21 protein-coding genes are annotated in these 23,005 nt (G+C 69.6%); 9 read left to right on the forward strand and 12 right to left on the reverse strand.

The features are described 5' to 3' along the window. Positions 1-91 precede the first annotated feature (91 nt). Complete coding sequence (locus ACYU7G_RS01985; protein WP_461104220.1) at positions 92-1,057, forward strand: ERCC4 domain-containing protein; 966 nt, start codon at positions 92-94, stop codon at positions 1,055-1,057. Between the two features lie 4 nt (positions 1,058-1,061). Here ACYU7G_RS01985 and ACYU7G_RS01990 read toward each other — a convergent pair whose 3' ends face one another. From ACYU7G_RS01990 to ACYU7G_RS02020, 7 genes are all read right to left on the reverse strand, one after another. Then, entirely contained in the window at positions 1,062-2,993 is a 1,932-nt protein-coding gene (locus ACYU7G_RS01990; RefSeq protein ID WP_461104222.1) for an alpha-glucuronidase, read from the reverse strand. Between the two features lie 61 nt (positions 2,994-3,054). Further along, a complete protein-coding gene (locus ACYU7G_RS01995) occupies positions 3,055-4,623 on the reverse strand; it encodes a hypothetical protein (RefSeq protein WP_461104224.1) in 1,569 nt (522 codons plus the stop codon). A 55-nt stretch (positions 4,624-4,678) separates the two neighbouring features. Then, positions 4,679-5,650, reverse strand: coding sequence for an ABC transporter substrate-binding protein (locus ACYU7G_RS02000; protein ID WP_461104226.1), 972 nt, complete (start codon positions 5,648-5,650; stop codon positions 4,679-4,681). A 10-nt stretch (positions 5,651-5,660) separates the two neighbouring features. After that, the gene (locus tag ACYU7G_RS02005; RefSeq protein ID WP_461104228.1) at positions 5,661-6,356 is read right to left on the reverse strand and encodes an ABC transporter permease; all 696 of its coding nucleotides are present in this window, start codon (positions 6,354-6,356) and stop codon (positions 5,661-5,663) included. After that, complete coding sequence (locus tag ACYU7G_RS02010; RefSeq protein ID WP_461104230.1) at positions 6,353-7,009, reverse strand: ABC transporter permease; 657 nt, start codon at positions 7,007-7,009, stop codon at positions 6,353-6,355. The genes ACYU7G_RS02005 and ACYU7G_RS02010 overlap by 4 nt, the downstream gene beginning before the upstream one ends. Next, on the reverse strand, positions 7,006-7,827 hold the full coding sequence (locus ACYU7G_RS02015; protein ID WP_461104232.1) for an ABC transporter ATP-binding protein: 822 nt from the start codon (positions 7,825-7,827) through the stop codon (positions 7,006-7,008). The genes ACYU7G_RS02010 and ACYU7G_RS02015 overlap by 4 nt, the downstream gene beginning before the upstream one ends. Positions 7,828-8,041: 214 nt before the next feature. Then, positions 8,042-8,830 carry a sulfurtransferase gene (locus tag ACYU7G_RS02020; RefSeq protein ID WP_461104234.1) on the reverse strand — a complete coding sequence of 263 codons (789 nt, stop codon included), beginning with the start codon at positions 8,828-8,830 and terminating at the stop codon, positions 8,042-8,044. 146 nt (positions 8,831-8,976) lie between these two features. On the opposite strand from ACYU7G_RS02020, the gene ACYU7G_RS02025 reads away from it, so the two are divergent. After that, positions 8,977-9,252, forward strand: coding sequence for a DUF4031 domain-containing protein (locus ACYU7G_RS02025; protein WP_461104236.1), 276 nt, complete (start codon positions 8,977-8,979; stop codon positions 9,250-9,252). 59 nt (positions 9,253-9,311) lie between these two features. Here ACYU7G_RS02025 and ACYU7G_RS02030 read toward each other — a convergent pair whose 3' ends face one another. Beyond that, positions 9,312-9,923 (reverse strand): PadR family transcriptional regulator, encoded by a 612-nt coding sequence (locus ACYU7G_RS02030; protein WP_461104238.1) that lies wholly within the window; start codon positions 9,921-9,923, stop codon positions 9,312-9,314. A 267-nt stretch (positions 9,924-10,190) separates the two neighbouring features. Here ACYU7G_RS02030 and ACYU7G_RS02035 point away from each other — a divergent pair, with 267 nt between their 5' ends. Then, complete coding sequence (locus ACYU7G_RS02035) at positions 10,191-11,129, forward strand: serine protein kinase RIO (RefSeq protein WP_461104240.1); 939 nt, start codon at positions 10,191-10,193, stop codon at positions 11,127-11,129. On the opposite strand, the gene ACYU7G_RS02040 is transcribed toward ACYU7G_RS02035, so the two are convergent. Continuing rightward, a complete protein-coding gene (locus tag ACYU7G_RS02040; protein WP_461104242.1) occupies positions 11,110-12,465 on the reverse strand; it encodes an L-serine ammonia-lyase in 1,356 nt (451 codons plus the stop codon). The genes ACYU7G_RS02035 and ACYU7G_RS02040 overlap by 20 nt on opposite strands. A gap of 101 nt (positions 12,466-12,566) precedes the next feature. Here ACYU7G_RS02040 and ACYU7G_RS02045 point away from each other — a divergent pair, with 101 nt between their 5' ends. The 6 genes from ACYU7G_RS02045 to ACYU7G_RS02070 all read left to right on the forward strand — a co-directional run bounded on the left by ACYU7G_RS02045 (position 12,567) and on the right by ACYU7G_RS02070 (position 19,843). Beyond that, on the forward strand, positions 12,567-13,166 hold the full coding sequence (locus tag ACYU7G_RS02045; RefSeq protein ID WP_461104244.1) for an SGNH/GDSL hydrolase family protein: 600 nt from the start codon (positions 12,567-12,569) through the stop codon (positions 13,164-13,166). A gap of 105 nt (positions 13,167-13,271) precedes the next feature. Continuing rightward, complete coding sequence (locus tag ACYU7G_RS02050; protein ID WP_461104246.1) at positions 13,272-14,582, forward strand: ABC transporter substrate-binding protein; 1,311 nt, start codon at positions 13,272-13,274, stop codon at positions 14,580-14,582. 112 nt (positions 14,583-14,694) lie between these two features. Beyond that, positions 14,695-15,522, forward strand: a complete 828-nt coding sequence (locus tag ACYU7G_RS02055; RefSeq protein ID WP_461104248.1) for a carbohydrate ABC transporter permease — start codon at positions 14,695-14,697, stop codon at positions 15,520-15,522. Next, a complete protein-coding gene (locus ACYU7G_RS02060; RefSeq protein WP_461104250.1) occupies positions 15,515-16,417 on the forward strand; it encodes a carbohydrate ABC transporter permease in 903 nt (300 codons plus the stop codon). The genes ACYU7G_RS02055 and ACYU7G_RS02060 overlap by 8 nt, the downstream gene beginning before the upstream one ends. 3 nt (positions 16,418-16,420) lie before the next feature. Further along, entirely contained in the window at positions 16,421-17,371 is a 951-nt protein-coding gene (locus ACYU7G_RS02065) for a Gfo/Idh/MocA family protein (protein ID WP_461104252.1), read from the forward strand. Between the two features lie 48 nt (positions 17,372-17,419). Further along, on the forward strand, positions 17,420-19,843 hold the full coding sequence (locus ACYU7G_RS02070) for a hypothetical protein (protein ID WP_461104254.1): 2,424 nt from the start codon (positions 17,420-17,422) through the stop codon (positions 19,841-19,843). 142 nt (positions 19,844-19,985) lie between these two features. Here ACYU7G_RS02070 and ACYU7G_RS02075 read toward each other — a convergent pair whose 3' ends face one another. From ACYU7G_RS02075 to ACYU7G_RS02085, 3 genes are read right to left on the reverse strand one after another with little or no spacing between them, the layout of a single operon-like run. Next, positions 19,986-20,810, reverse strand: coding sequence for a Gfo/Idh/MocA family oxidoreductase (locus ACYU7G_RS02075; protein ID WP_461104256.1), 825 nt, complete (start codon positions 20,808-20,810; stop codon positions 19,986-19,988). A gap of 4 nt (positions 20,811-20,814) precedes the next feature. Then, complete coding sequence (locus tag ACYU7G_RS02080; protein ID WP_461104258.1) at positions 20,815-21,882, reverse strand: dihydrodipicolinate synthase family protein; 1,068 nt, start codon at positions 21,880-21,882, stop codon at positions 20,815-20,817. Further along, complete coding sequence (locus ACYU7G_RS02085; RefSeq protein ID WP_461104260.1) at positions 21,882-22,922, reverse strand: NAD-dependent epimerase/dehydratase family protein; 1,041 nt, start codon at positions 22,920-22,922, stop codon at positions 21,882-21,884. The genes ACYU7G_RS02080 and ACYU7G_RS02085 overlap by 1 nt, the downstream gene beginning before the upstream one ends. Positions 22,923-23,005 lie beyond the last annotated feature (83 nt).

Genomic DNA, 23,005 nt, shown 5'->3' on the forward strand with positions numbered 1-23,005 from the left:
GGGCGTGCTCTCCAGAGCCGCGAAATCGATTTCGTGCGGACGCTGGTCACGCCCGCGCCCGGCAGCCACCGGCTGCCGTAGGCTCACAGGCGTGGCGGACGACTTCCTGATCGCGAGGAACCCGGAGGAGGGCACCTCGCTGCCCTACCTGGTGCGGATCCCGCTGGGCCCCAGCGGGATCGTGCTCAAGGTGCGGGAACTGTGGCCCCGCACCTCGAAGGTGTACTGCCACCGGGCCGAGTGGCCCGAGGACCCGGAGATCCTGGAGCAGGTGCCCACCCGCAGCTGCGTCCAGCGCGGCGCCGCCATCGACCTCGTCCTGGACCGCGGCCGCGAGAACCGCTCCCAGTTCGTGCTCACGATGGCCCGTGGCCGGGAGATGATCTTCTGGCAGACCGCCCGCACCTCCAAACAGGCCCGACCCAACGTCCGCGTCCCCACCGCCCGCGCGCAGGGACTGATGGGGCTCGAGATCCTCGTCGACGTGCACGAGCGCTACGCCTGGAAGTTCACCCACCAGCAGGCCACCACCACCAAACGCCCGCTTCCCGCCGGTGACTACGCCGTCGAGCTCGACGGCGAGGTGGTGGCCGCGGTGGAGCGCAAGTCCCTGCAGGACCTGGTGGGCACCCTCACCGGCGGCAAGGGCAGCTACCTGATGGCAGCACTCTCGGGGCTGCCGCGCGCCGCCGTCGTGGTGGAGGACCGCTACTCCAAGATCTTCGACCTCACCTTCGTGCGGCCGTCCGTCGTCGCCGACGCCGTTGCCGAGGCCCAGGCCCGCTTCCCGACGGTGCCGATCATCTTCGCCGAGACCCGGCAGCTCGCGCAGGAGTGGACCTACCGGTTCCTGGCGGCCAGCCTCCACGAGCTCGGTCTCGGTGGTGCGACGGCGGACCGGCTGGGCGAGCTGGCGAGCGCCCCCGCCGCGCCACCGAAGCCGCCCAAGCCCGCGGTGGTGCGCGCTTGGGCGAGGGCCAACGGGTACGAGGTGGCGGACAAGGGCCGGATCAGGCCGGAACTCGTGGCGGCGTACCTCGCCTCCCGCAGGGACTGAGGGATCAGAAGATCCGGCGGCCGTGCTCGTCGGGGATGCCGGACTTGCGCCAGAAGTACGTGTTGACCTGGTCGCGCCACTCGATGGCCGAACGCAGCTGTTCGGCCAGGCGCTCGGTGACGCGGTCGAACAGCTCCTCGGCCACCAGCCCGCGCGCGCCCTCCCACGAGGCGACGATCCGCTCCACCGCCTCGACCCCCTCGAAGTGGGTGTCGTAGATGTGCTGGATGACGGTCTTCCCGCTGTGGAGCCGGTGCATATACGGCAGGTGGTGGAAGAACAGCACGAGCTCGTCGGGCGTGGTCCCGGGGTGCTCGTAGCGGCTGCGCCACGGCTCGGGGTACTGCCCGGCGTAGCCGGTCCCGGTGGCGACGCTGCGGTCCACGCCGATCCCGTCGCGGTCCGCGAAGTGGTAGGTGCCCCAGGGGCTGTACTCGTAGCCGTCGACGCTGGGGCCGTAGTGGCTGCCGGGGGTGACCATGAACCCCACGCCGAGCGGTGCGGTGTAGGACTCGTAGGTGGCCCACGAGTCGTCGAGGATGCCGTGGATGACCGCGGCGAGGGCCTCGTCGTCGCCGAAGGTGAGGCGGATCCATTCGTCCAGCACCGCCGACGGCGCCAACTGCGGGTCCCACGCCAGCCGACCGTAGGCATAGAGGTTGGACTGTGCCAGGGGATGCCCGGTCCAGAACTGGTCGGCGCCGACGTCGGAGACCGCCGCCACGCCCCCGCGGGCGAGCTCCGCCACGGTGGCGCCGTCGTCGCCGGTGGGCCGGAACCCGAGCACCTCGCTCCACAACTGCCCGAGGTGGACGGCGTGCAACTGGTGGCCGGTGTACTCCTGGGTGACCTGCAGCTCAAGCGCCACCCGCGTGTCGGGCATGGCGGCCAGCAGCGGCGAGACCGGCTCGCGCACCTGGAAGTCCATCGGCCCGTGCTTGACCTGCACGATTACGTTCTCGTCGAAGCGGCCGTCGAGCGGGGTGAAGTGGTCGAAGGCGGCGCGGGCGCGGTCCGTGGAGCGGTCGCGCCAGTCCTGCGTGTGGTTGTAGACGAACGCGCGCCAGTGCACGATCCCGCCGTGCGGGGCGAGGGCCCGGGCCAGCAGGTTGGCGCCGTCGGCGTGGTCGCGGCCGTAGGCGAAGGGCCCGGGCTGGCCCTCCGAGTCGGCCTTCACGAGGAAGCCGCCGAAGTCCGGGATGGCCTCGTAGACCCGTGCGACGGCGTCGGCCCACCACTGCGCCACTCCCGCGTCGAGGGGGTCCGATGTCGCGAGCCCGCCCAGCAGGATGGGCGCGGCGAAGCTGACCGACAGGTGCACCCGGATCCCCCATGGCCGGAACTGCTCCGCGATCCGAACCACCTCGTGGAGGTCCTCGGTCAGCAGCCGCGCCTCCCGGGCATGCACGTTGACGTTGTTGACCGCCACCCGGTTGATGCCGACGGCGGCCAGCAGCCGCGCGTAGTCGCCCACCCGGGACAGGTCTGCACGGACGCGGCCGGCGTCGTAGAAGATCGAGCCATCCGCGTAGCCGCGCTCCACCTGCCCCATCACCGGGTGGACGTCGATGTTGTCCCAGTGGTCCAGCATCCGCAGCTCGTGCGCGGGGGACCGCACGCCCTGCGGGACATCGTCGGTGAATGCGACGGCGCCCAGCCGGACCAGCTCGAACCACCCGTACAGCGCACCCGGCTCCCCGCCCGCGACGACGTGCGTCGCGCCGTCGCGCCGCTCGATCCGGAAGGCCTCGGCGCCGATGGTGTCGTCGTCGACGGTGATGGCGACGTCGGCGCCGGTGTCGGCCGGCACCATGCCCGCGCGCACTGCCTCGCCGCGGATGGTGGTCAGCAGTTCGCCCTCGCCGGTGAGGCAGAGGGCGCGACCGTGGAGGTGTTCGGTGCTGGCATCGGGCAGCCACATGGGGTGGTGGGTCATCATTGCTCCCTGTATTGGTATCGTCACGATACTAATTTTCGGGAGGGAAGGCGACTCCCGGTCAGGCGATCGGTTCGGCCCCTTCGGCCGCGCGGAAGTCGGGTCCCGTCGTGACCTCCTCCACGACGGCGGCCGGGGGCCGACCCAGCCGGTCCAGCAAGGCGTCCAGCGCCTCGGTGGTCTCCCGGGACTGCTCTGCGCGCTCGGCGTCCTTGGCCCGGATTGCGTCGGCCCGCTGCTTGACGCCGTCGCGGAGCTCGCGCAGGGCGTCGGCCTTGGCGGCCTCGAAGCCTGCGGCGGCGCGCTTGCGCATGACGCCCACCCCGGCGAGGACCACCGCCACGAGCAGCAGCACGACGGCGAGCCCCACCCAGTCGCTGCCGGCCAGGAGGGTCAGCAGGCCCACCACGGCCGCTGCTGCGGCGCCGCCGAGGAACAGGTTCACGTGCCCCTTGTCGGGTTCCGCGTTCTGGATCCCGCGCTCGGCCGCCCGCAGCTCGGACGGGTCCGCGCCGTCCTTGGTGACCTTGAGCCGGATCGACTGCTCCTGCGGGCCCCAGTTCAGCCGGTGCGTCTCCTCGAGCTCGGGCCCGGGCCCGATCTCGCGCCAGCCCTCGACGATCGCGGCCAGCGGCCGGTGCAACCAGCCGGCGATGACGCGGCGCGAGGTCTCCGGGGTGTCCGGATGCAGCAGGATGCCCTGCACCGTCGGGACCACGGCCAGTTGCCGCGGCCCCTGCGGGTGCTTTCCCGTGGGATCCTCGATCTCCTGCTTCAGCTGCGCGGCCCGGGTGCGCAGCCGCGCCTCGTCCTTCGAGCCGGAGCGGGCCAGCACGCCGGCCCGGGCGACGAGCTGTTCGCCGAGCTGTTCGTAGTCCCAGCCCGACCCGCCCCGATCACGGCCGCCGAGCTGCCGCCTGCCGCGGGGGAGGCCGTCGGCCAGGAAGTCCGTCACCGCCTCGGGATCCGGCTTGTCCTCGCGGAGCCCGAGCCAGGTGCGCCAGGCGGCCGGGTCGTCGAGGACGTCGGCCAGGTGCCGCCCGATCGTAGGGAGCTCCTGGGGCGAGACCTGCCCGGCCGCGGCGGCGCGCAGCAGCACCAACCGGTCGTCGTCGAGTTCCGTGACCCCCTCGAACACGGCCGCCACCCGACCCTCCGAGCGCTCACCGGCGCCGAGCGCCACCAGCGTGGTCACGATGAACATCGCCGCCTGGTCCGACTTCGCCAGGGCCCTGCGCTCGAACTCGCCCGGGTGTTCGCCGGCCACCAGCGCCACGACGGCGTTCATCGCGTCGGCCAGCCAATGGTCGTGCTCGGCGGGGTCCAGCGGCGCGGGACGTTCGCCGTCGATCAGGCTGGTCAACGACGCCTGGACGGCGCGGCGGGTGTGGCGCCAGTCGGGCAGGTCCTGGAGCTGTTCGCGGATGTCGCCAAGTTCGACGAACGCGTCGAATGCCGACGAGAGCGCATCCAGCTTGCCCTGCAGCGTCCCCTCCAGCTGGGAGATCTTGCTCGTCAGGCGCCGCGACGTCGCAGCCCGCTCCGCGTGTGCGTCCTCGAGGGCGTCGCGCAGCAACCGCGCCCGTCCGTGCTCGTTGCTCCAGTTCCATGCCCAGTTGTCGATCGACATGGCCGAATCATCCCAGTCGAGGGGTTCGCCCACGCTCCGACGGCGGGGCGGGGACTCAGCCCAGCAGGCCCTTCTCTGTGAGCCAGTCGGTGGCGATGGTGGCCGGGGAGGCCTTCTCGTCGCCCTGGTTGCGGGCGTTCATGGCGATCAGGTCTTCGGTGGTCAGGGCGATGTTGACCGCGTCGATGTTGCCCTGGACGCCCTCGGGGAACGCCTCGCTGACAAGGGGGATCACCTGCTGGGCGATGATCATGTTCTCCGGGTCCTCCAGCACGACGAGTCCCTCGTCGCTGATGGCCGGGGTGGTGGTGTAGATGTCGGCCATGTCCACGTCGCCGTCCACGAGGGCCTGCACCGTGAGGGGGCCACCACCGTCGTCGATGGGCGTGAACTCGATGTTCTCGGCCGGGACGCCGTAGATCTCGGTGAGGCCGATCGGTCCGTAGGGGCGTTCGGCGAGTTCCGGGTTGCCCGCCACCCGCAGCGTGCCCTCGAAGCCGGCGAGGTCCGCCAGCGACGTGATGCCGTTGGCCTCGGAGAACTCGGCGGTGACGCACCAGGAGTCCTTGTTCTGGGCCTCGGCGGGTGCCAGCACGCGCAGGCCGGCGGGCACGGCGTCGGCGAGGGCCTCGATGATGGCCTCGGGCTCCGACGCGGTGGCCTCCGGGTCCAGGAACTGCAGGAGGTTGCCCGAGTACTCCGGGATGATGTCCACGGAGCCGTCGGTGAGGGCCGCGTAGTAGATGTCACGAGCGCCGATCTGCATGTTGCGCTCGACGCCGCTGCCGGCGTGCTCCAGCACCTGCGCGTAGAGCTCGGCGATGATCTCGTTCTCCGCGAACCCGGCCGAGCCGACGCGGACGGTGCCGCCGCCGGGCGCGGGTTCGGTGCCCTCGCCACCGGTGGTGGGGTCCTCGGTGGGCTCGGCGGTGCCGAGCGGGTCGGCGTCGGAACAGCCCGCGAGGGCGAGGGCGGCCACCCCCGCGGAGGCGAGCACACTGCGGCGGCTGAACTGGAACGAGGGCATCTGCGATCTCCTAGGCATCCGTTGGTCCGACGGCAACGCGGACGCCCCGTGGGACGGCCAGACGTTGCACGATCAGGATGAGCCCGTCCACCGCCAGGGCCAGCAGGCCCACCGCTATCGCGCCACCCAGCATACGGGGGTAGTCGCTCACGGACAGGCCGTCGAGGATGAACCGCCCCAGCCCGCCCAGGCCCAGGTAGGCGCTGATCGTGGCGGTGGCGAGCACCTGCAGCGCCGCGGCGCGCAACCCGCCCGCCATGAGCGGCAGCGCCAGCGGCAGCTCCACCCGGCCCACGATCTGGAGCTCAGAGAAGCCGGTGGCGCGGGCACCATCCACCACGCCGTCGTCCACCTGGTCGAAGCCCGAGTACGTGGCGGCCAGCAGCGACGGGATGGCCAGCAGGGCCAAGACGATGGTGGACGGCACCACCGCCAGGCGCAGCCCGAGCCCCATCGAGACCGCCAACAACGTCAGCAGGCCCAGCGACGGCAACGCCCGCACCGCCCCGGAGGCTGCGACGGCGAACGTGCGGCCCTTGCCCGTGTGCCCGATGAACATGCCCAGCGGCACGGCGACGACGGCGGCCACCACCAGCGCGAGCGCGGTGTACCAGAGGTGCTCCCATGTGCGCACGAGGATGCCGTCGGAGCCGGTCCAGTTGGAGCCGTCGACGAGCCACTGCAGGGCGGCGATCACCTGGTTCATGCGCGCGTCCTGTCGGTGGCGCGGACCCACGGCAGCAGGACCCGTCCGATGGCCACGAGCACGAGGTCGAAGACGGCGGCCAGCACCACGGTGCCGATGATGCCCACCCAGATCTGGGTGGGGAACGCGCGGCGGTACCCGTCGGTGAAGAAGTAGCCCAGCGACGGCACCCCGATCAGGGCGCCGACCGAGACCAGCGACAGCGTCGAGGCGCTGACCACCCGCAGCCCGGCCAGCAGCGCCGGTCCGGCCAGCGGCAGCGCCACGCGCCAGAACACCTGCCGGGGGGAGTGTCCGACTGCCAGGGCGTCGTCGCGGGTGGCGAGGCCGACGGTGTCGAACGCGTCCGCGGCCGTGCGCACCAGGAGCGCGACCCCATAGAGGGTGAGCGCCACCACGACGTTGACCGGGTCCAGGATCTGGGTGCCGAGCAGCACGGGCAGCACCACGAACAGCGGCAGCGACGGCACCGCGTACAGCACGCTGCTGAACGGCAGCAGGGTGCGGCGGGCGAGTCGGTTGCGGTGCGACGCCCACCCGATGGGGACCGCGATGAACAGGCTGAGCACCACCGGCACTACTGCGATCAGCGCGTGCTGCACCGTCAGGTCCCAGATCCGGGCCCAGTTCTCGCTGATCCAGGCGAGGTTCACGCGGGCTGTTCCTCGTCGGCGGCGACGCCTGCCACGCGCCCGTCGGCGTCCACCACCAGCGTGCGGCCGTCGCGGACCTCGGTGTGGAGGTGGCGCCGCGAGCCGCCGATGAAGTGGTGCACGAACTCATCGGCCGGTTCCAGGAGAATCTCGGCCGGGGTGCCCTGCTGTGCCACCTCCGCCCCGGTGCGCAGCACGAGCACCTCCTGCCCCAGCAGGAACGCCTCGTCGACGTCGTGGGTGACGAACAGGATGGTCTTGCCCAGCTCGTCCTGGATCTGCAGCAGCCAAGCCTGCAACTCGTTCCTGACAACGGGGTCCACCGCGCCGAACGGCTCGTCCATGAGCAGGATGTTGGGGTCCGCCGCCAGCGCCCGGGCCACCCCGACGCGCTGCCGCTGCCCGCCCGAGAGCTGGCTCGGGTAGCGGCGCGCCACGCTCGCTGGCAGGCCCACCAGCTCCAGCAGTTCTCGTGCCCTGGTGTGGGCGGCGCGGCGGGTGCTGCCGTTCAGGAGTGGGACCGTGGCGACGTTGTCGATGATGGTGCGGTGCGGCAGCAGCCCGCCCGCCTGCATCACGTAGCCGATGCGGCGCCGCAGCTTGACGGGGTCCAGGTCTGCGACGCGGTCGTCGTCGATCCACACCTCCCCGGCGGTGGGTTCCACCATCCGGTTGACCATCCGCATGAGCGTGGTCTTGCCGCAGCCCGAGGAGCCGAGCAGCACCACCACATGGTGCGACGGGATCTCCAGAGAGAAGTCCGCCACCGCCACGGTGCCGTCGGGGTAGGTCTTGTTCACGTGGTCGAAGCGGATCAAGGGCTGCCTCCCAAAGGGGTTGGGAGCCACGATAGGGGAGGTGGCGGTCCTGCCGTGGGTGATGCCGGGAGGTGGGCTGCCGGGCCGGGCGTGACCAGCGTCCGCGAGAGAACGGTTTCTGTGCTCTGGAGAGCACAAACCCCGGCGTGTCGCGGATCCCTGTCACGCACCCGAAGTTGCCCTGAGGCGCGAGCGCCTCAGGACAACTGGTGTCTCAGGCCTGCTTGAGCGCCAGGTCCGGGTCCTCCACGGCGCGCGCGCTGGCGCGGGTGCAGCGGGGGCTGAGGTCGGGGGCGAGGGCCTCGCGGCCGTCGAAGACGAAGCAGTCGCCCTCGTAGTGCGCCCCGCCCACCTCCTCGAAGTACTTCAGGATGCCGCCGTCGAGCTGGAACACGTTGTCGAGGCCCTGTTCCCGCATGTAGATGACGGCCTTCTCGCAGCGGATCCCGCCCGTGCAGTAGCTGACCACGGTGGCGCCCTCGAGCGCGTCGCGGTTGGCGCGGACGGCGTCCGGGAACTCGGTGAACTTCTCGATCCGCCAGTCGATGGCGTCGCTGAAGGCGCCGTAGTCCACCTCGAAGGCGTTGCGGGTGTCCAGCATGACGACGGGGCGGCCGTCGTCATCGTGTCCCTGGTCCAGCCAACGGCGCAGGGTCAGGGGCGCGACGCCGGGGGCGCGGCCCGCTGCCGGCTCGATGGTGGGGTGGTCCATGCGGATGATCTCGCGCTTCAGGTTCACCAGCATCCTGCGGAACGGCTGGTGCTCCGACCAGCTCTCCTTCGTCTCCAGTGCCGCGAAGCGTGGGTCCGAGCGCAGCTCGGCGAGGAAGTCCCGGACTCCTTCCTCCGGGCCGGCCAGGAACATGTTGATGCCCTCGGGGGCCAGCAGGATGGTGCCCATCAGCTCGGCCGCGACGGCGGAGGCGCGGAGTTGGGCTCGCAGCGTCGCCCTGTCCTCCAGCGGGGTGAACAGGTAGGCCGCGATGTTGAGCACTGGGTCCATGGGTGCCCATTCTAGGGAGCCGGGGCGGGGGTGCCGCAGTCGGGATCGTATCGTGCGCGGCCGCTCGGTGCCGGCTCGGTGTGGAGAATCTGCCGGTGAACCTTCAGGATCACCACACCGAGGGTCCGCGAGCCTAGCCTTGGGGGATGGCCATCCTGATCGATCCACCCGTGTGGCCGGCCCACGGCACGGTGTTCTCGCACCTGGTCTCGGACGTCTCCTACGAGGAGCTGCACGAGTTCGCCGAGCGGGCCGGGATCGCCAGGCGCGCCTTCGACCTGGACCACTACGACGTGCCCGAGCGGATGTACGACGATCTGGTCGCGCTGGGTGCCCAGCCCGTCCGCGCACGAGTGCTGGTCAAACGGCTGATCGCCAGTGGCCTGCGCCGTCGCAAGCACCTGGAACCGGGCGGAACGTGACAAGGCGTGTCACCCCGGTTGGGTGACACGCCTCTGGGTCAGGGGAAGGGGCCGGTGGCTCACTGGTCCGCGAGCAACAGGTACAGCTTGCTGCGCGCATCCTTGAGGATCTCGGCGGCCTTGGTGCGCTGCTCCTGGCTGCCGGTGCGGCCGACGGAACGGCTGGCCTCCATGAGGCCGTGGAGCAGTTCGCGCAGGTTCACGCCGTCGGAATCGCCGGCCTGGAACGGGTCCTCCCAGGACTCCGACTGCTCCGCCACGTAGGCCTCTCCGGCCTCGGTGAGGGACGCGAGCTTGCGCCCGCCCTCGGCGGTGACGCTCACCAGGCCCTCGTCCTCGAGCTGGCTCAGGGTGGGGTAGATCGCGCCCGGGCTGGGGGACCAGTTCCCGTTGCTGCGTTCGGTGATGGTCTGCATCAGCTGGTAGCCGTGCATGGGCTCCTCCGCGAGGAGGGCAAGGACTGCGGTGCGCACGTCGCCGCGGTTGCGACGACGGGGGCCGCCGGGTCCGCGGCCTCGGCCCGGGCCACTCATTCCGGGGGGACCGAAGGCGGGACCGCCCTCGCCGAAGCCGGGGTTGTGGCGGCGTCCGCCGCGACGGTGGCCGCGGTGTCCGCGACCTCGGCCGGGCTCGTGGCCGGCCTCGAAGTTCATGTCGAATCGCTCATTCATGTGAGACTCCTTTCATATCGACATGCATCACGATATATCGCGATGTGGTTCTGAGTCAAGTGCAGCTCTTCGTGCGGGGGTCTTGTGCCGGCCGTGCCGCCTGGGTTACCTTCGTCAAACCACCCGTCGTGCAGTGCCCGGGTGAGGACCGGAGGGAGGTGTGACTCATGGCTGTTGACGTTCGCGCCCGCACCCCTGAATTCCGTACACCTCCCGTCGGCACGCACTGACTCGCCGTGCCGCGGGCATCCGAAGGAGCCCACAGCAGTGGCACGCAAGACTGATTTCACCTCCACGTTCCAACCCACCAGGCGCCGTCGCCCAAAGTCCACCGGCGGGATCTTCTCCGCCGCCGACGTCGCCCGCTACGAAGCCATGCGCACGGTCGACGACGAGGCGCCCGACGACGACCGCCCACCCAGCGGCGACCGCTGGTCCATCTGGGACGAGTCCGAGGCGCTGCAACGCGGACCCCAACCGTGGCCAGACTGGGTCATCACTGACCTCGGTGCCGTCGACCACGAGCTGGGCATCCTGAAGTCCGGCAAGGAGGCCGACGTCCACCTGATCGAACGCCGCGTCCCGGACACTGACCGGGCCGTGGTGCTCGCCTCCAAGCGCTACCGCAGTGCCGAGCACACCCAGTTCAACCGCGCCGGCGATTACCTGGCCGGCCGCGGGACGAAGCGCTCACGCGACGCGCGCGCCATGGCCAGGCGCACCAACTTCGGCCTGCAACAGGCGGCCGGCCGGTGGGCCGCGGCCGAGTTCGATGCGCTGAAGCGGCTTCACGTCGCCGGCGTCCCCGTCCCCTACCCCGTGCAGATCCTCGGCACGGAGGTGGTGATGGAGTTCATCGGTGACGACCGCACCGCGGCCCCGCGCCTCGCAGAGACCCGACCCACCAGTGCAGCCCTGGGACTGCTGTGGGACCAGGCCTGCGACGCGCTGCGCGCCATGACCGAACTCGGGTTCGCCCACGGCGACCTCTCGGCGTACAACTCAGTTGTCCACGATGGCCGGCTCGTGGTGCTGGACCTGCCGCAGGTGGTGGACATCTACGCAAACCCGATGGGACGTGACTTCCTGACGCGCGACGTCGAGAACCTCGGCGGCTGGTTCGTCGCCAGGGGCATCCCCCGCTGTGAGGTGGACGACCTCCACGGCGAGCTGACGTCCCTGCTGCTCAGCACTCGATCACGTTGACGGCCAGGCCGCCGAGCGAGGTCTCCTTGTACTTGGTCATCATGTCCGCACCGGTCTCGCGCATGGTGCGGATCACCTTGTCCAGACTGACGATGTGCTCACCGTCGCCATGCAGTGCGGTTCGGGCGGCCGCGATGGCCTTGATCGACGCGATGGCGTTGCGTTCGATGCACGGGATCTGGACGAGCCCCGCGATCGGGTCGCAGGTGAGTCCCAGGTTGTGCTCCATGCCGATCTCGGCGGCGTTCTCCACCTGCCGGGGGGTGGCGCCCAGCACCGCTGCCATCCCGGCGGCCGCCATCGAGCAGGCCGAGCCCACCTCGCCCTGGCAGCCCACCTCAGCGCCTGAGATGGACGCCATCCCCTTGAACAGGACCCCGACGGCGGTGGCGGTCAGCAGGAACTCCTGCACACCCGCGTCATCGGCGCCGGGGACGAAGTTCACGTAGTAGTGCAGCACTGCGGGAATGATCCCGGCCGCGCCGTTGGTGGGCGCGGTCACCACCCGGCCGCCGGCGGCGTTCTCCTCGTTCACCGCGAGGGCGTAGAGGCTCACCCAGTCCATGCCGCGCAGGGGGTCGTCGCCGGCGGGCTCGGCCGCCAGGCGTCGCCGAAGGCCCGGGGCGCGGCGCGGGACGCCGAGGCCTCCGGGGAGCACGCCGTCGGCGGCCAGTCCGTGGGCCACGCACTCCTGCATGACGGCCCACAGCCCGATCAGACCCGAGCGGATCTCGGTCTCGCTGCGCCAGGTGAGCTCGTTGGCAAGCACCACGTCGGCTATGGACTTGCTGGTGGCGGCGCAGACGTCGAGTAGCTCCGCGCCCGTCCGGAACGGGTACGGCACCGGGGCGGCGTCGTCGATGGCCACCTCCTGCCCCGCCTCAACCACGAAGCCACCGCCGATCGAGTAATACTTGCGGCTCGCCAGGATCTGCTGCCCGGCCAGGGCGGTGAAGGTCATGCCGTTGGGGTGGGCCGCGGGTCCGGACTCGGCCACCCCGACGACGTCGCGCTCCAGCCGGAAGTCGACACCATGGCCCTTGACGACCAGCTCTCCGGCGGCGGAGACCTCGCCCAGGAGTTGGTCACGTGAGCCAGGATCCACCGTCTCCGGGCGGTGCCCGACCAGTCCGAGGACGATCGCGCCCGGCGTGCCGTGACCCACCCCGGTGGCTGCCAGCGAACCCTCGAGCTCGACGCGCAGCCTGGTGGTCCGTGAGTGCAACCCCGTGCTGACAAGGTGGGAGACGAATTCGCGGGCAGCGCGCATGGGGCCGACGGTGTGGGACGAGGACGGACCGATTCCGATGCTGAACAGATCGAAGCAGCTGATCATGGGCCCACGCTATCGCCGCCGTCACGAATGCACTAGAGAATAGCTTTTCTCACACTGTGTGGTTGGGGCTAGGGTTGGCTACGAGGATTGGAGGTCAACCAATGACGATCGAACCGGGATCCGACCCGACGACGTGGCTGTTCGTGGGTGACAGCATCACGCAGGGCGTCCTGCACACCCACGGCGCGCGCAGCTTCGTCGAGCACTGTGCCGAGGCCATCCGTTGGGAGCACGGCCGCCTGCGCGACGTCGTGGTCAACGCCGGTGTTTCCGGCTGGAAGGTCCCCGACGTCCTCGCCGACTTCGATTTCCGCGTCTCGCGGTGGGCAGCCGACGTCGTCGTGGTCATGCTCGGCACCAACGACGCCAAGGCCGGGCCCGACGGCGTCGCTGCGTTCGAGGCGCAACTCTCGGAACTCGTCGCCCGCATCCTGGCGACGGGGGCGAAGTTGGTGCTGCAGGTCCCGCCCCCATTGCGGGGTGAACCGTCGGGTCGCAGTGCGATGCCCGCCTACGCCGCCGCTGTCCGGGCCGTCGCCGCCCGGGAGTCCCTGCCGCTGGTGGACCACGACCTCGACTGGTCGCAGAACCTCCCCGACGGTGGCCTCGACGACGGGTGGCTGGCAGACGACATCCACCCCAACGCCGTCGGCCACGAGCGCATGTCCAGACGGGTGCTCGACGTCCTCCTCGGCGGCTGACAGCTCCCCAGCGCTGCCTCTGTGGACACGTTGACACTTGGGAAAAGGATTACTACGCTTCCATCAGCCGCTCCGTCGGAGCAGTACTTCAATGTGGAGGTCTACATGAAAATCAGCAGGCGCATGGCCGTGGGCCTTGCCGCGGTACTGGTCGCACCGCTCGCGGCCTGTGGGGGAGGGACTGCCCCGGCAGACCAGAACCCAACCGCGGACACCCAGACCACCAGCGGTGGGGACGCGACTTCAGCCGAGAAGGTCGAGCTCACCTACTGGATGTGGAACAAGAACCAGGAGCCCACCTTCCGCGCGATGGCCGACGCGTTCGAGGAACAGAACCCGAACGTCTCGATCACCATCGAGCTGACCCCGGTCTCCGAGTACTGGACCAAGCTCCAGACGGCAGTCCAGGGTGGCGACGCGCCCGACGTGTTCTGGATGAACCACCTCCAACTCCGGCTGTACGCCGACAACGGCATCATCGCCCCTGTCGACGACGCGATCGCCGACCTCGGCATTGACGTCTCCAAGTACCCGAGCACCATCGAGATGTACAACTACGACGGCGCCCAGTACGGCCTCCCACAGGACCTCGACACCGTCGGCATGTGGTTCAACAAGGACCTCTTCGACGCTGCCGGCCTCGAACACCCGACCGCCGACTGGACCTGGGACGACGTGAAGTCCGCGGCCGAGACGCTCACCGACGCTGACGCCGGTGTCTACGGAATCGCCTCCAGCGTCGACTCCCAGTCGAACTACTACCCCACCATCTGGCAGGCCGGGGGAGAGATCATCTCCGAGGATGAGAGCACTTCCGGCTGGGGCACGCCGGAGAACCTCGCGGGCATCCAGTACTGGGTCGACTTCATCGAGAAGGGCCACTCGCCGTCGGCTGCGCAGCTCGCGGAGACCACCGCGGACCAGCTCTTCCCCAGCGGCAAGCTCGCCATGTACTACTCGGGCACGTGGAACGTCGGCCCCTACACCGACGACCCCGCGATCGCCGAGATGGTCGACGTCGTCCCGCTGCCCGCAGGTGAGGAGGAGGCAACGGTTCTGGGGTCCCTCATGAGCGCCACCAACGCGTCCAGCCCGCACCTCGACGAGGCCAAGGCCTTCGCCCTGTTCACCGCCAGCGAGACCGCCGCGCAGATCCGCGTCGACGTCCAGGACAAGGCCCCCGCCTTCAACAACATGTGGCAGGACTGGGCAGCCGATTCGCCGTTCGACCTCGTCGGGCTCTACGAGGAGTCCCTCGAGACCGGACGCCGGCTGCCCGCCACCGCCAACACCGCGGAGTGGACCAAGATCGAGGTTGACACGGTCACCCAGATCTTCGCGCAGCAGGTCAGCCCCTCCGACGGCCTGGCCACCATCAAGGAAGGCGTGGACAAGGTCCTCGCCGCGGAGAAGTGACCCGACCATGACATCAACCACGACCGAGGCGACACCCCGGCGACTCGCACGGTCCAGCCGCTGGGGATCGCCCCGGTCGTGGGGTTGGGGCTATTTCTTCATCGCACCCCTGGTGCTCGGAGTCGGCATCTTCTACCTGTGGCCGCTGGTCCAGACGCTGTACTTCAGCTTCACCGAGTGGGGAGCCTTCGGTGGGGCTGAGTGGGTGGGCCTCGCGAACTACGAGGGCCTCCTCCGGGATCCCGACTTCTTCGGGGCCATCCGGAACTCCCTGATCTACACGGTCGGCGTCCTCGTCAGCATCCCGCTGGGCATGGTCGTCGCCGTGCTCCTCGACGCACCGGGCCTCAGGTACCGCTCCCTGTACCGCGTGATCTACTTCCTGCCCATGGTCACCATGCCCGTGACCATCGCCATCGTCTGGCGCTGGATCTACAACGGTGAGTTCGGCCTCCTCAACGCGATGCTGGCCAACCTCGGGATCACCGGGCCGAACTGGATCAGCAGCCCCTCGACGGTGCTGGTCGCGATGATTGTCGTCGGCATCTGGTCCCAGGTGGGCTACAACATCATCATCATGTCGGCGGCGCTGAAGGGGATCCCGCCGGAACTGTACGAGGCGGCGTCCCTCGACGGGGCCACCCCGATTCGCAAGTTCTTCAGGATCACCGTTCCGCTGGTCAGCCCCACCACGTTCTTCCTCGTGGTGGTCCAGACGATGCGCGGTCTCCACCTGTTCGACCTCGTCTTCATCATGATCGGCCGCATCAACCCGGCACTGCCGGAGGCCAAGACCATCGTCTACCTGTTCTACGAACGCACCTTCCAGATGAACGACAAGGGCTCCGGCGCGGCGGTCTCCGTAGTGATGCTCCTGATCATCCTCGCCCTGACCGCCGTCGAGTTCCTGATCCAGAAGCGGACGGTGCACTATGCCTGAGACGCTCACCGCCACCCGCGCCGCGGGCGCCCCCGCGGACCCCATCGAGTGGCCCGAGGAGGGGCCCCGCAAGCGCCGACGGGACTGGCGACTCCTCGCCTGCCACCTGCTCCTGGCGCTCGGCGCCCTCATCATGTTGGTCCCGTTCGGCTGGCAGATCCTCACCAGCCTCAAGACCTATCCGGACTCCATCCAGGTCCCGCTGAAGGTCCTACCGGAGCTGTGGGACTGGGCCAACTACCGCGAGGTCTTCGAGATCCTCCCGTTCGGCCAGATGTTCGTGAACACCCTCCTGATGACCATCGGCCGCACCGTCGCCCAACTGGTCTTCTGCTCGATGGCCGCCTACGCGTTCGCGCGGCTGAGGTTCCCGGGCAGGAACGTCATCTTCTTCCTGATGCTCACCGTCCTGATGGTGCCCGTCGAGTTGTTCCTGTTGCCGCAGTACCTGATCGTCTCCGAACTCGGCTGGCTCAACACCGTGCAGGCGCTGATCCTGCCGGGCATGTTCAACGTGTTCAACACCTTCCTGCTGCGGCAGGCATTCATGACGCTTCCCAACGAACTGGAGGAGGCCGCCAGACTCGATGGCTGCAACCCACTCCAGACGTTCTGGCACGTCATGCTGCCGCTGGTGAAGCCCGCCATGGTCACGGTGACGGTCCTGACGGTCCTGTACTCGTGGAACGAACTCATGTGGCCGCTGATCGTGAACTCCAGTCAGGAGTCGATGACGCTGTCCGTCGGCCTGGCCACCCTCGCCGGTGACCAGATCACTGACTACCCGGTCATCATGGCGGGCTCCCTGATGGCCACGCTCCCGATCCTCGTGGTCTTCGTGATCCTCCAGAAGCAGGTCGTGCAGGGCATCGCGTCCCAAGGACTGAAGGGCTGAGACATGGCAGACGTCGGCATCCTCCTGGTCGGGGCACGCGGTTTCGGTGCGGTCCACGCCCGCCAGATCGCTGCGGCTCCCGAGGTCCGGCTCGTCGGGGTCTGCGACCAGTCCCTCCCCGAGGACCTGCCGGTCCCCGGCTGGACGGACCTGGACCGTGCCATGGCCGAGTCCGAAGCCGACGTGGTCAGCGTCGTGACTCCCACCTCGACCCATCTCGGACTCGTCTCCCAGGTGCTGCGGGCAGGCCGCCGCGTGGTCGTCGAGAAGCCCGTGGTGGCCAACCCCGACGAGGCGGCCGAGCTGGCGGCGCTGCAGAAGCAACTCGGAGGGTGGGTGGACGTCATCAGCCAGCGCCGGTTCCAGGAGGGACCGCAGCGGCTGGCTGAACTGCTGGCGGCCGGCGAGCTCGGCCACATCGCCACCCTCAACTGCTCCAGCACGGTCTGGCGCGACGCCGACTACTTCGACTCACCCTGGCACGGCGTCCGGGCCCGGGGCGGAGGGAACCTGCTCAACCACGGCATGCATCTGGTGGACCTCGTGATCTGGCTGCTGGGCAGCCCTGTCTCGGCGACGGGTCTGGCCGCGCCGAGCCGCTTCGACGGCGTCGACATCGACGAGTCGTGCGTTGCCGCCATGCGGTTCGCCTCCGGCACGCTGGGCGTCCTCGAGGCCAGCCTCGCGGCCCGACAGGCAGAACCCTTCAGGATCGAACTGCGCGGCCACGCCGGTGCCGCCGTGCTCACCAACACCCGGCTCGTCGTCACCGCCGCCGACGGCACCCGAACCGTCACCGAATCCTGCGACACCAGCGAGGCCCTCGGCCGCCAGTACACGGGGATCGCGCAGAGGATCGCATGCGAAGGGGAGCCCACCGTAGGGCTCGCCGCCGCCGCCGAGGCACTTGGACTGGCGTGGCAGCTGTCCGCCGTCCCCGCCCCGGCCACCTGAGTCACCGGGCGGGAGAGTCCTGCCCGGCGAGCGGCCAGAGGAGAGCCAATGAAGACCCCTGCAGGACGCATTGTCGCAACGGGCCTGGCATCAGTGATGATGCTCGGTCTCGTTTCCACCCCCACCAGCGCGGACCCGCCACCGCCCCACAACGAGGGCTGGGAGCAGCGCCTGGAACAGCACACCCAGGGCGTGCTCGGCGCCGTGGCCGTCACCCAGGACGGCATGTGGGACCGATCCAACACCTCCATCACCTCGCGCAGCCTGGCCAGCGTCGTCGCCGCCGAACTGCGTGAGGACCGGGACCCGGTGGCCGCCTGGGAGGCCCTCGAGATCATCCTCGACCACCAGAACATGGACCCGAGCGCCCACAACTACGGCCAGTTCGTGTCCCAGATCTGGGCGGGGTGCTACTACGGCCTCCAGTGCCTGAACCTGGAGGTGCCCTACTACACCCGCACCGAGCCGGGCAGCTATGCGCAGTTCTCCCAGACCGTCGACGTGTCGGAGGGCGAGCATGTGCTCGAGTGGGCGCAGCGGCGCAGCTTCCCGTACGGTTCCGGCGGCTATCACCTGCTGCAGGTGCTGGTCGACGGAACCGTTGTGTGGCAGGAACAGGCCAACTCCGGGGACCAGTCGTGGGAGACGCTGTCGGTGGACCTCACCGCCCAGCTCCAGGGCAAGTCCAGGGCGACGATCGCCGTGCGGCTGTACGAGCAGCGCGCCGTCGCCCAGTTGCCGATCAAGATCTCGTTCGACAACTTCGCCCTGAGCAACACGAATCTCAACGGGGACGTGAAGTCCGAAGGGGTCTGGGACCTGGAAACCGGTGGCATCGGGGTCTCCGTGGGGCTGCAGGCCAACAGCTCCTCGGACATCAACGCCACCTCCTTCACCTCCCTGATGCTCGCCGGGATCATGAACTCCGACGACATCGACCTCCTCACCCCCGAACAGCAGACGTTGCTCAAGGAGCGCACCAGGATCGCCTCCTGGAACACCGTGGACGAGCCGCATGCGCAGATCGGCTACACCAACGCCCGCCTGATCCGCGACGTCCACATGATCCTCGTCGGCCAGGCCACCGGCGACGAGGAGCTCTACCAGCTCGGTCTGGCCAACTACCGTGACTGGCTGGCGTACACGAGGCAATGGGGCATCCGCGAGTACAACTCGCCCGTCTACTACGGCATCGACCTGGGCGCCCTCATGATGGCCCACAACTACCTTGCCGACGACACGGTGCGTGCCGAGTTCGCGTGGGCGCTGGACCTGTTCTGGTGGGACATGGCCGCCAACTACTTCCCCGCCCGCGAATCCCTGTCCGGATCACACTCGCGTGACTACGACTTCGTCCGCGGGACCGGGCCCTCGGCCTACTTCCTCAGCATCGAGGGTTGGCAAAACCCGGACAAGCCCCTCAATGCGGGCTACACCACCTTCAACTACCAGGCCATGCAGAGCTACTGGGGTGAGCACATCTACCACCCGCACCCCGCCCACACGGCTCTCGCCTTCAAGCCGGAGAAGGAGGTGGAGGCCATCACGGACCCGGACCGCAACCTGGACCGGTACAACTACGTGAGCAGCAACTGGGCTCTCGGCTCCACCAGCGAGTCCTTCACCAACGTCATCCCCGGCGCCGGCGGCACCACCCCCTACGACAAGCCGTTCAACCTCGAGCTCGGCGGCGGGCGGGAGCTCGGGCAGATCACGCTGGTCCCATCGTGGAACACCGACCCGTACGGCATCGACTACCCCGGCTCCGCGCCCCTGCACGCCCCGTTGTTCCCGACGACGGCACAGCACAAGGGTGCGGTCCTCACGGAGCTGGACCTGAACCCGGCTGGTCAACGGGTCCCTGCCTACTACACGAGCGTCCTCATTCCCGGTGACGCGGACCTCGTCCTCCTCGACGGTGAACCCGTGGACACGCAGGTGCTCGGCGAGACCGTCGGCAGCACCACATCCACCCTCACGGTGATGGCCGGCGGTGCCTGCGGCGTCGTGCGGGTGCTGGGTGCGGCAGGAGTCGAGGGCCAGACCCCGACCGCGTCGCTCGTGGTCGACGGCGCGGGGCTGGAACAGCGGATGGCCCGTTTCACCATCAGCCAGTTCGAGTCGGAGACCCCGGTTCGGCTGACCACGGACTCCGCCCCTGTCGGCTTCTACCTGCAGGCCGCGGACTGCGCGACCGAACAGGACGCGCGTGATCTCACCGCCGCGGTGGCGGCAGCGCCCGTCGTGCACTCCACGGAAGGGGACGTGCGACGCATCCAGCTGACCGCCGTCGACGGCACGCTGCTGGACATCGGCACCGATACGGTCCTGCGGGACCCGGCGCACCGTCTGGTGAACGGCGAGCCGATGGTCGCCACAGACATCCTCACCGTCAACGGGGCGCCGGTCTACAAGCGGGCCCTGCCCGAGTCCGGCAAGGCGCCGTTGCCGAAGCGGCCCTGGGACAACTGACCACCAGTGCGGCCCGCGCCGGGAGAACTCCCGGGGCGGGCCGTCAGGGTGACCTGATGCGCGATTGAGTGGTGCTGTTCATCGACAGTCACGTGCACTATCCACTTGACTGTCGATGAACAGCACCACTCGGGGCGGTCCCTCAGGCAGCGGGCGGCGCGAGCAACAACACGGCCTGCTCCAGCAGTGAGACGGCCGCGACGGTGGGCGCGGGATCTGGGACGGGTCCTCCGTGCATCACGGCGGCGATCCGGGTGGTGACTGGGGCCAGGTAGTCGGGGCCGAGATCCAGGCTGATGGGACCCTCGCCGAGGTCCATGCTGAAGCCGACGGTGGCGGCGTGCAGCTCGAGCCGCAGCCGGCAACCGGACAGGAGTGCCTCCAGGACCACCCCGTCGCCGTCGGCGATGGCGCGCACATCCTCCGGGGTCCCTGCCTGCCCGGGCCCCAGCGCGATGGTGCAGGCCGTCTCCGCCGCATGGATCCCGTAGAAGAACAGCCCGTCGTATGGGGAGTGGTGGTCCGCCGGGCCCCGGAAAGTGATCTGGGTGGTGCCGCGCGAACGGGCGGCGACCACCGCGGGATGCACGCTCACCGCGGAGCACGAGCCGACGGCCGCCCCGGACTTCCGCGCCAGGTCCAGCAGGTGCGCGGCGTCGCGGTGCGTCGTGGCCAGAGGCTTGTCCACGAAGGTCGCAAGCCCCGCCAGCAGCCCCGGTTCGGCGAGAGCACGATGGCGGCTGCCCTCGCGGTGGGTCACGAGGATGCCGTCGCTGGCGGCCACGACGTCGGCCACTTCCGGCAGCACCGTGATGCCCCGGGCAACCAGGTGGGCGTCGCGCTCGGGGGACTCGGCCAGCGCGCTGGTGATCCTCAGCCCGGGGAAGCGCCCCTCGGGGTTGAGGTGCCGGATGAACTCGTCGATGTGGGTGGTGTCGGTGCCGAGCACGCCGATGCGCAGGACCATGGGATCAGGCGATCGCGCTGGCCGGCTCCCCGCGCCACTGGTCCCGGTTGGCGGCGATGAAGGTCTCGTCCAGGAGTTCCGGGTAGCGGCGCCGGACCTCGGCGATGGCCTCCGCCTGCCCGGGTGAGAGGCGCTCCTGCGGTGACAGGCAGACGTTGGACTCGATCAGGCCTTGTTGTCTCAGCATCTCGTTGATCCCGGACACGCAGCCGGCGAAGCCGTTGTGCGGGTCGAAGACGGCGGCGTTCACCTCGACGAGGTGGTTGGCCACCTCGTGGTGTTCGGGTCTGGTCAGGCCGCTGGTGCGGGCGGCCATGACGTCGGCCACCAGTTGCACGGCGGCCCGGGTGCCGACGGCCCACTGCCCGAGCAGGCCGCCGGAGAACTCGACCTTCCGCTCGACGCTGCCCACCACCCGGGTGGTGGGCAGGAGCAGGTCGGCCACGATGGTGTCGTCGTTGCCGGTCAGGAGTGCGATGTCCCGCCAACGGTCGGATTCCAGGAGGGCGACGGCGACGTCGCTGGTGCGGTATCTGTCGAACGGGGCGGCCTTGACGGCGACGACGCTCTCCAGTTCGAACAGCGCGCGCCAGTAGCCGGGGGACAGGTAGACGCCCCGCACGCTCTCCTGCAGGTAGAAGCCGATGGTGGGCAGCACCTCGCCCACGGCCCGTGCTCGTTCGAGCATGGCGTTCTCGGAGGGATTCTGCATGCCGTACCCGCACAGGAGGGCGGCGCCGTAGCCGTGCTCGCGGGCCATCTCGGCCTCGCGGACGGCTTGTTCGGTGTCCCCGCAGATGCCGGCGATGAGGGCCATGCCGGGGTTCGCGGAAGCGGTGGTGGCTGCGGCGGCCTGCTGCCACACCTCGCCCAGAAGGGCCTCATCGTGGTGCAGCTCGAACTGGGTGGTGTGCACCCCAACGGCGATGCCGTGGGCCCCGGCGGCGGCGTAGTACCTCGTGAGCGCGGTCTGGGAGGCCCAGTCGACGCGGGCGTTGCCGTCCAGCGCGAGCGGGTGGGCGGGAATGGCGACGCCCTGCTGGAACCAGGCGGCGTCCAGGGGGAGGGACATCAGAAGCTGCCCTCTCGCTGCTGGAATTTGGTGGCCTTGCCCAGTTGGCGGCCACCACTGCGCAGCCAGGCTGCCACCCAGTGGATCACCTGGTGCACCGGGACGGATGGGTAGCCGAAGAGGCTGTGGCACCACGAGGCGTCGTTGAGGAGCGCGTCGTCAGCCTCGTCGCCGGTGATGGCGACCTCGGTTTCCAGCAGCTCCCCGAGCAGGGTGGCGATCCGGCGGGTGCCGATGGTCTCGGGTCCGGTCGCGTTCAGGATGGTGGCGGACGGGTCGGCGATCCCGAGGCTCTGCAGGGTCCACGCGTTCGAGTCGCCCTGCCACACGACGTTGACGGCAGGCATCGTGACGTCGACCGGCTCGCCGGCGAGGATCTTCGTGGCGATGTCCGCGATCACGCCGTAGCGCAGCTCCACCGCGTAGTTCAGGCGGTACACCACCGAGGGCGTGCCCCACGCCTGCCCGGCGTGGGCGAACATCTGCTCGCGGGCCAGGCAGGACTGCGCGTAGTCGCCCACCGGGCCGGTCGGGTCGGACTCGGAGGCGCCGCCGAGGCTGGTGGGACGCAGCGGGTAGACATTGCCCGTGGAGTACGCGACGGTGGGGACCCCGCGGTAGCGGTTGGCCGCCAGTGCGGGGACGGTGCTGTTCATCCACCACGTCCGGGAGGAGTCGCCCGAGCTGCCGAACTTGTGGCCAACCAGGAACAGCATCGCCCCGGCGTCGGGGAGGCCCGCGTAGACGTCGGGGTCGGCCAGGTCTGCTGAGATGGTCTCGATGCCCTGCGCCTCCACCCGCTGCCGGGCCGCGGCGTCGCTCCAGCGCGAGACCCCGATCACCCGGCTCCGGGAGCCGGCCTCGTCGAGGGCACGGCGCGCCATCATCGCGAGGCTGGGCCCCACCTTGCCGCCGGTACCGAGCAGCACCAGGTCCCCGTCGAGCTTCGAGAGTTGTTCGACAACCCCGGGCGTCGGACGGGACAGCAGCTCCTCGAGCGCGGCTTCGTCGCCGGGGACGCTCTCGCTGAATGTGGCCATCTTCCCTCCAGAAATCCTTTTCCATCACCTTATTGGACTGCCCGGCCGGTGGTCAAGCAGCAGATTGTCCGACCGGTGGCGCC

It is taken from the genome of Tessaracoccus terricola, from assembly GCF_054776555.1.